The sequence below is a fragment of the Halanaerobium sp. MA284_MarDTE_T2 genome (genome assembly GCF_003337245.1).
Taxonomy (GTDB): Bacteria; Bacillota; Halanaerobiia; order Halanaerobiales; family Halanaerobiaceae; genus QPJE01.
Genome location: NZ_QPJE01000046.1, coordinates 1 through 8,298, shown reverse-complemented (window position 1 = coordinate 8,298; position 8,298 = coordinate 1). Strand labels below are relative to the sequence as shown.

The 8,298-nt window shown below is 32.2% G+C and carries 9 protein-coding genes; all 9 read left to right on the top strand.

All coding sequences use genetic code 11. The annotated features are described in order from the left end of the window. Positions 1–90, top strand: a 90-nt coding sequence (locus tag DFR78_RS11540; RefSeq protein ID WP_114457469.1) for a formate--tetrahydrofolate ligase, incomplete at its 5' end; no start/stop codon positions are given. A 69-nt stretch (positions 91–159) separates the two neighbouring features. Further along, positions 160–1,002 carry a biotin--[acetyl-CoA-carboxylase] ligase gene (locus DFR78_RS11535; protein WP_158531771.1) on the top strand — a complete coding sequence of 281 codons (843 nt, stop codon included), beginning with the start codon at positions 160–162 and terminating at the stop codon, positions 1,000–1,002. 73 nt (positions 1,003–1,075) lie between these two features. Next, the gene (locus DFR78_RS11530; RefSeq protein ID WP_114458980.1) at positions 1,076–2,050 is read left to right on the top strand and encodes a BMP family protein; all 975 of its coding nucleotides are present in this window, start codon (positions 1,076–1,078) and stop codon (positions 2,048–2,050) included. Positions 2,051–2,573: 523 nt separating this feature from the next. Further along, positions 2,574–3,530 carry a nitronate monooxygenase family protein gene (locus tag DFR78_RS11525; protein ID WP_114458979.1) on the top strand — a complete coding sequence of 319 codons (957 nt, stop codon included), beginning with the start codon at positions 2,574–2,576 and terminating at the stop codon, positions 3,528–3,530. 50 nt (positions 3,531–3,580) lie between these two features. Then, the gene (locus DFR78_RS11520; RefSeq protein ID WP_114458978.1) at positions 3,581–4,348 is read left to right on the top strand and encodes a type III pantothenate kinase; all 768 of its coding nucleotides are present in this window, start codon (positions 3,581–3,583) and stop codon (positions 4,346–4,348) included. Positions 4,349–4,358: 10 nt separating this feature from the next. After that, entirely contained in the window at positions 4,359–5,342 is a 984-nt protein-coding gene (gene dusB, locus DFR78_RS11515) for a tRNA dihydrouridine synthase DusB (protein WP_114458977.1), read from the top strand. Between the two features lie 252 nt (positions 5,343–5,594). Further along, the gene (gene greA, locus DFR78_RS11510) at positions 5,595–6,077 is read left to right on the top strand and encodes a transcription elongation factor GreA (RefSeq protein ID WP_114458976.1); all 483 of its coding nucleotides are present in this window, start codon (positions 5,595–5,597) and stop codon (positions 6,075–6,077) included. A 43-nt stretch (positions 6,078–6,120) separates the two neighbouring features. After that, positions 6,121–7,602 carry a lysine--tRNA ligase gene (lysS, locus tag DFR78_RS11505; RefSeq protein ID WP_114458975.1) on the top strand — a complete coding sequence of 494 codons (1,482 nt, stop codon included), beginning with the start codon at positions 6,121–6,123 and terminating at the stop codon, positions 7,600–7,602. Positions 7,603–7,682: 80 nt separating this feature from the next. Further along, entirely contained in the window at positions 7,683–8,081 is a 399-nt protein-coding gene (locus DFR78_RS11500) for a secondary thiamine-phosphate synthase enzyme YjbQ (RefSeq protein WP_114458974.1), read from the top strand. The last annotated feature ends 217 nt before the right edge of the window (positions 8,082–8,298 follow it).

The window sequence follows — 8,298 nt, the reverse complement described above, 5'->3', positions numbered from 1 at the left end:
CCAGTGCTGATAATGCCTGGGCTACCTAAGAGACCATCAGCAGAAGATATAGACATAGATGCAGATGGTAAGATATCAGGCCTGTTCTAAAAATATATAATAATTTAGATAATATTAGCCCGTTAAAAAAACGGGCTAATATTTTTGGAGTGTGATATTTTGAAAAAAGAAAGCAGAAATCTTTTATCAAAAAGAAAAATTATTGAATACTTAAATAATAAAAGAAAAAATAAATATATAAAAGATAAAAATATATTTATATATGATAAACTTGATTCTACAAATAATAAAGCAAAAGAATATCTGCAGAAAAAAATAAATAAAAGCAGTGAGATAAAAATTATTCTGGCAGAAAAACAAAAAAAAGGCAGGGGAAGAAGAGGAAACAACTGGGTATCATATAACCAAAAGGGCCTCTGGGCCAGCTTTTTATTTGACCTGGATATGCCTAGAGAAAAAATACCACAAATTACCGTAATTGGAGCATTAACTGTACAAAAGACACTAAAAAAATATAATATAGATTCTCAAATAAAATGGCCAAATGATGTTTTAGTGAACGGGAAAAAAATATCTGGAATTCTGACAGAAATGGTTGTCACTGATAAAAAAGCTGTACCTTCAATAATAATGGGAATTGGTTTAAATATTAATCAAAATTATTTTGCGGAAAACATTTCTAAAACAGCAACATCTATGTATAAGTTGAAAGGGACATTTTTTGACAAAAATGAAGTTTTTTGTGAGCTTTATTTAAATTTTGCAGAATTTTTGGATCAGTATATATCGGGCAGCAGAAAAAAAATAATAGACAGCTGGAAAAAAGAGCTGAAAATAATTGGTAAACAGCTTGAATTAAAATATGAATCTAAAGTTTTTAAAGTTTGGGTGCTGGATATATTGGATAATGGTGAACTTTACTGCAAATTAGAAAATGGACAGATTAAAATTTTCCCTACTGCAGGAACATCTCTTAATTTCACAAGTTATAAAAGCAGATGAAAAGCAGGAAAAACAAATGCTATATAGAATTATATATTTGAAAACAGATACAATAATGTAAAAAGGGGGGAACATGTTGAAAAAATTAAGTTTGCTATTGATAGTTGCTCTGATTTTCTTGCTGGCTAATACAGCTTTTGCACAGGATTTCAAAGCAGGTATGGTTACAGATGTTGGAGGACTTGGAGATCAGTCTTTTAATGATGCAGCCTACAGAGGATTAAAACAGGCTGAAGAAGAATTAGGAATCAAAATTTCTGTTATTGAATCTAACACTATGACAGATTATGTTCCAAATTTAAGCAGTTTAGCTGAACAGGGATATGATATGGTGTGGGCTGTTGGATTTTTAATGACTGATGCTTTAGAAGAAGTATCACAAATGTATCCTGATACTAAATTTGGTTTAATTGATTCTGTTGTCAAACAGCCAAATGTTGTTTCAGTAACTTTTGCAGAAAATGAAGGTTCATTTTTAGCAGGAGTTGCTGCAGCTATGGAATCTAAAACAGGCACTGTTGGTTTTATCGGCGGAATGGAGACAACTTTAATAAAAAAATTCGAAGCTGGATTTCGTGCCGGGGTAAAGACTGTTAAACCCGATATGAAGATTTTAATTGGTTATACAGGTGTTTTTGATGACCCGGGCGCTGGAAAAGAATTATCACTGACACAATTTAATCAGGGGGCAGATGTTATATATCATGCTTCAGGTGCATGTGGAATTGGTGTTATTAAAGCTGCGGAGGAGAAAGATCTGTATGCTATAGGCGTCGATTCACCCCAGTATCATCTGGCTCCAAACAATGTTTTAACAAGTATGGTTAAAAGGATTGATGTAGCAGTTTTGGAAGAGGTTAAGGCCCTATATAATGGTAACTTTTCTACAGGAGTGAGGATATATAATCTTCAATCAGATGGTGTAGGATTATATATGCCTCAGGCTAAAAAAATGCTTTCCCAGGAAACTTTAGATAAGGTAGATATGTATAAAAATCAGATAATTAACGGAAAAATTTCTGTGCCGGAAACTCCAAAAAACCTCTAAAATTTTTAAATATATATAAATTAAATCAGGCTTTAGACGGCTGCTGTAAAAAGCAGCCTTTTTTTTGTAATAAAATGACCAAAAGTCAAAATAACCATTTAAATATTACTAACTATATGGTATGATAAAAAAGAAATTCATATGATTAAAAGAATTTGCCATTAGGTCAGATAGAGAAAAATTAGCTGATTCCAGATTCTTAAATAAATTATGCAAAGAAAATATTAAGTCTGCAGAGAAGTTTAGCAAGAAAAGAAAAAGGGTTAAGTAATTGAAAAAAACTGAATTTGATGTTAATTGGTGTTAATTTATTGAACCACTAGAATATAAAGCAGAATACAAGTAAATGATAGAGATATAAATTTTAGTAAAAATATATTAAATAAAGAATTAAAAATAAAAAGGGCAAGTTAGGGGATATTCTGCTGGACTAACAGGATTTTAAACCTGTGGAGATGATGGACTATCATTTCTTAGAAGAAGAGATCTTCGTGAACTTGCGCTGACTGAGGAGGCTCAAAACTTGAAATTACCAGAACTTAAAATAGGAAAATTAAAAGCAGCCTTTCCAATTATTCAGGGTGGTATGGCAGTAAAAATATCTATGGCAGAGCTGGCTGCAGCTGTAGCTAATGAAGGTGGTATTGGAGTTATAGCTGGCACAGCCTTAAAACCTTCTGAATTGAGAGAAGAGATTATTAAAGCCAGGAAATTATCTGATGGGATCATTGGAGTTAATATAATGTATGCTGCCCGGGGATTTAAAAAGCTGCTTAATATATCTGTTGAATCAGGTATTGATTTAATTATTTCAGGAGCAGGATTTTCGCGTGATATGTTTACTATAGGGAAAAAAACAGACACCCCGGTGATACCTATTGTATCATCACTTAAGCTTGCCAGAATTTCAGAAAAATTAGGGGCGGCGGCAGTTGTTGTTGAAGGTGGAAATGCGGGTGGCCATCTTGGATCTGATAAGGATGTAAAAGATATAATAGTTGAGATAAAAGAAAATATAAACATTCCTGTTATAGCGGCAGGAGATATTGTTACTCCAGAAGATATAAAAGATATATTAAAAATAGGTGTTGATGGAGTACAGATGGGAACTAGATTTTTAGCAAGCAGAGAAGCTGCAATATCTGATGTTTTTAAAGAATTATGTGTAAAAGCAAAATCTTCAGATGTTATCAAAATAATGAGTTCTGTTGGATTAAAAGCAAATGCAATAAAAACAGAATTTGCTGAAAGGGTAAAAGCAGGCAATCCTGATCCACCGGTACGATGTGATAAGTGTTTAAAACACTGTCTGGAAAATTTCTGTATAAAAGATGCTCTGCTTGCTGCAAAAGGTGGCGATTTAGAAAAGGGAATATTTTTCACAGGAGAGGGAATAGGAAAAATAGATGAAATTCTGTCTGTAAAAGAAATTTTTACAAGAATAAAAGAATACTTTTCAAACCAGCTTGAACTGTGTTAAAATTATAGTGCTGCAGTTTTTCAGCAAAAATTTAATATGAGGTGTGCAAAATGATTTTAACCTTAGATATTGGAAATACCAACACAGTGCTGGGACTTTATGATGGTGATAAACTTAGGACACACTGGAGAATATCAACTGATAAAAACAAGACACCAGATGAATATGCAATGCTGCTAAAAAATCTTTTTGATTCAGAAAATATAGAAACAGAAGATATAGATGGTGTTATAGTATCCAGTGTTGTTCCCCCTATTTTGAGGATTTTAAAGAAAACTACATATAGATATTTTGATCTAAATCCACTTGTAGTTGGTCCTGGAGTAAAAACAGGTATGAATATAAAGATGGATAATCCTAAGGAAGTTGGAGCTGATCGGATAGTTAATGCGGTTGCAGCTTCACAAATTTATAAAGGACCACTGATAATAGTAGATTTTGGAACAGCTACAACTTTTTGTGCGGTATCTAAAGAAGGTGATTATATTGGGGGGGCAATAGCTCCAGGTATAGGAATTTCTTCGGAAGCACTGTTTAATCAGTCAGCAAAGCTGCCTAGAATTGAATTAATAAAACCTGAGCGAGCAATAGCAAAAAATACTGTAGATGGGATGAAATCCGGTATTGTTTTTGGCTTTGTAGGTCAGGTAGAATATCTTGTTGACCGATTTAAAAAGGAATTAGGGAAAAATTCTACTGTAATTGCAACTGGTGGTCTGGTAAGTTTAATTGTAGCAGAAACTGATAAAATTGATTATGTAGAACCTTTCTTAACTTTAAAAGGATTGAATTATATCGCTCGTTTAAATGGGATGTGATTTTTAATTAATGTTATTTCGTAATTTAAATATAGATAAATTGGTTTTTTTAGCACCTATGGCAGGAGTAAGTGATTATCCCTATCGTCAAATAGTGCGAGATATGGGCTGCCAGCTTGTTTATACTGAAATGGTAAGTGCTAAGGGGTATATATATGGTAATGAAAAAACTAAAGAATTACTGCGGTTTAATCGAAAGAATGGAAAAATAGGGGTACAGATCTTTGGGGAAGAAGCTGATATAATTGCAGAAGCAGCACAAAAAATTGAAGAAAAATATCAGCCTGATTTAATAGATATAAATATTGGTTGTCCGGCGCGAAAAATTGTAAAAACAGGTGCTGGATCAGCTCTTATGAAAAATCCTGAACGTGTTTATGAGATTATCAGCAGTACTGTTAAAAATACAGAGCTTCCTATAACAGTAAAAATAAGAACTGGATGGAATAAAGAAAACATAAATGCTGTAGAGATCGCTGAGATAGCAGAATCAGCCGGTGCATCTGCGGTAGCAGTTCATGGAAGAACGCGAGAACAGTTTTATAAAGGTAGGGCAGACTGGTCAATAATAAAATCAGTCTCTGAAAATATTGATATACCTGTAATTGGTAATGGGGATATTTTTTCTGGAGAAGATGCAGAAAAAATGATAAAACAAACTTCCTGTCAGGCCGTTATGATAGGTAGAGCTGCTCAGGGAAATCCCTGGATTTTCCGAGAAATTATTAGCTATTTATATAAAAATAAAAAAATAGAACGGCCAAAACCAGTTGAAATAATAGAGATGGCAGTTGACCATCTAAAAAAATCTGTAGAATATTATGGAGAAAAATATGGTATTCCTATAATGCGCAAACATATATCCTGGTATTTGAAAGGTCTTCCCAATGCATCTGAAATGAAAAATAGGGTCAATCAGATTAAAGAAAAAGAGAAATTAATTTCTCTTTTAAATTCTTATAAAAAAGAATTTAAAGAAGATATATATTTTTAGAGGCAGTTAAAACTGCTTCTTTTTATTTTATTTCAAAAGGTTGGCATCAGGTCAGCTTAACCTCCCCAAAAAGAGGTCAAAAGAACTGATATTTGCAAAATTAACCAAAATTTATATGCAGATGTCTTGACATTGAAAATATATTTATTTATAATTATTAATAATTGAAAATGTATTAATAGTGTCAAGTGGGAAACTTGACACTAATTTGTTGTACAGAGAAAATTATAAAGAAAGCAGAGGGATATAGATATGGTTGAAGAAGTTTTACTTACAGAAGAAGGTTATGAAAAGTTGGAGAAAGAGCTTGAATATCTCGAAAAAATAAAAAGAAGAGAAGTAGCAAAAAGAATTAAAGTTGCCAGAGAATTTGGAGATATTAGTGAAAACTCTGAATATGATGATGCAAAAAATGAGCAGGCTTTTGTAGAAGGAAGAATTAAAGAAATAAAAAATATGATTAGAAATGCTCATGTAGTTAAAAATGAAGAAGTTACTGATAAAAAAGTTAATCTTGGAACTACTGTTACATTGGAAGATTTGGCTACAGAAGAAAGGGTTCGTTATACTCTTGTTGGATCAGCTGAATCAGATCCACTTAATTATAAAATTTCTAATGAATCACCGATTGGAAAATCTATAATTGGACATAAAATTGGAGATGAAGTAACAGTTGAGACTCCTTCTGGTGAGGTAAAATATAAAATTATTTCTATTGAAAAAAGCAAAAAATAATTAGGCTAAATAAATAAAGATATAAAGGGATGTGTAACTTAGTATGAGTGAAACTAATTTTGAAGATATGAATGAATTAATGCAGCAGCGCCGGGAAAAATTATCTAATCTTAGAGAAAAAAAAGAGAAAGCTTTTGCCGAAAAATATGAATACACCCATAAAGCAGAAGAAGTGAAAAATAATTTTGAAGAACTTGAAGAGAAAGAGGTAAAACTCACCGGACGTTTGATGGCTGTTAGGACTCATGGTAAAGCCAGTTTTGCTGATTTAATGGATATGAGCGGTAAAATTCAGCTTTATATTAAAGAAAATATTGTAGGAAAAGACAGATATGAGTTTTTTCAAGACTTAGATTTAGGAGATTTGATTGGAGTTACAGGAACGGTATTCAAAACTAGACGTGGTGAAGTTTCTGTAAAGATTACGTCTTTTGAGCTGCTTACTAAATCACTGCGACCTTTGCCAGAAAAATTTCATGGGCTTAAAGATAAAGATTTAAGATACAGACAGAGATATCTGGATTTGATTGTTAATCCAGAAGTAAAAGAGACATTTATAATAAGAAGTAAGATTATCAGGGAAATGAGAAACTTTTTAGAAGAAAAAGGTTTTCTAGAAGTAGAAACTCCAATGATGCATCCAATTGCTGGCGGAGCTACTGCAAGACCTTTTGTAACTCATCACAATACTCTTGATATGGATCTATATTTGAGAATAGCTCCCGAACTATATCTTAAAAAACTAATTGTAGGTGGGTTTGAAAAAGTATTTGAAATTAATAGATGTTTTAGAAATGAAGGTATGTCATATAAACACAATCCTGAATTTACAACTCTGGAGCTTTATCAGGCTCAGGCAGATTATCTTGATATGATGGAATTGACAGAAAATCTCGTCCATTATCTTGTTGATAAAGTTCTCGGCAGAAGTATTGTAAAATATGAGGGAACAGAAATTGATTTTACTCCCCCGTGGAGAAGAATTACAATGGTTGAAGCTGTTAAAGAATATGCAGGTATAGATTTTTCGGAATTCGATTCTGCTGAAGAAGCATATAAAAAGGCGGAGGAGATTGAGGTTGAAATAGAACCAGGATTGTCTTATGGGGAAGTTTTAAATGCTGTTTTTGAAGAAAAGGTAGAAGATAATCTTATTCAACCTACATTTATTAAGGATTATCCCATTGAAGTTTCTCCACTTGCTAAAAAACATGCAGATGATCCTAGATTCACATATAGGTTTGAAGCATTTATTTATGGAAGAGAAATAGCAAATGCATTTAGTGAATTAAATGATCCGGAAGAACAGAAAAGAAGATTTGAAGCACAGGTTGAAATGAGAGAAGCTGGAGATGAGGAAGCTCAGATGATGGATTATGATTTTATAAGAGCTTTAGAGTATGGTATGCCGCCAACTGGCGGACTGGGTATTGGAATTGATAGGCTGATAATGCTATTTACTGATTCCAGTACTATAAGAGATGTGATATTATTTCCTACTATGAGACCTGAAAGCAAAGGATAAGAAAAGACAGTTAAATAGGCTGCAATTTGCGGCCTATTTTTTGACAACAGACTTAATTTTAAGTGAGGTGTAATATTATTTTGCTGAAAAAATTGATATTAAAGACAGATAGGAAAGTCGATTTTGTAGATATAAGTGAAAAGATTAAAAATGTTGTTAGAGAAAGTAAAGTTGAAAAAGGAACTGTTTTAATTTTTATACCTCATACCACAGCTGCAGTTACTATTAATGAAAATGCTGACATAGATGTACAGAAAGATATTGTAAAAGAAATAAATAAAATAGTTCCATTTGAAGATAATTATAACCATATTGAAGGTAATTCGGCAGCTCATATTAAAGCAAGTTTGTTGGGTAATGAAGAGATAGTTATTATTGAAAACAATAACTTAGTATTGGGTACATGGCAGGGTATATATTTTTGTGAATTTGATGGCCCAAGGACAAGAAAATTTTATATCAAAATTTTAGAAGGATAAAATCACATTATTTTGATCCTGTTTATTTCTTCCCTTTGTTAAGATTTGTACACTGAAAATTTCAATATGCCTATATCTCTTTTTGCAGTATAATTTAAAAAATGAGGAAAATCTTATTTTTATTTTTCTTGACAGCACGTTAATATAATGTTAGTATACTAAATGCTGTCAGGAAATTTAAATTATTTGTTCTGAGATTTTTTAAAATTTCTAGTTA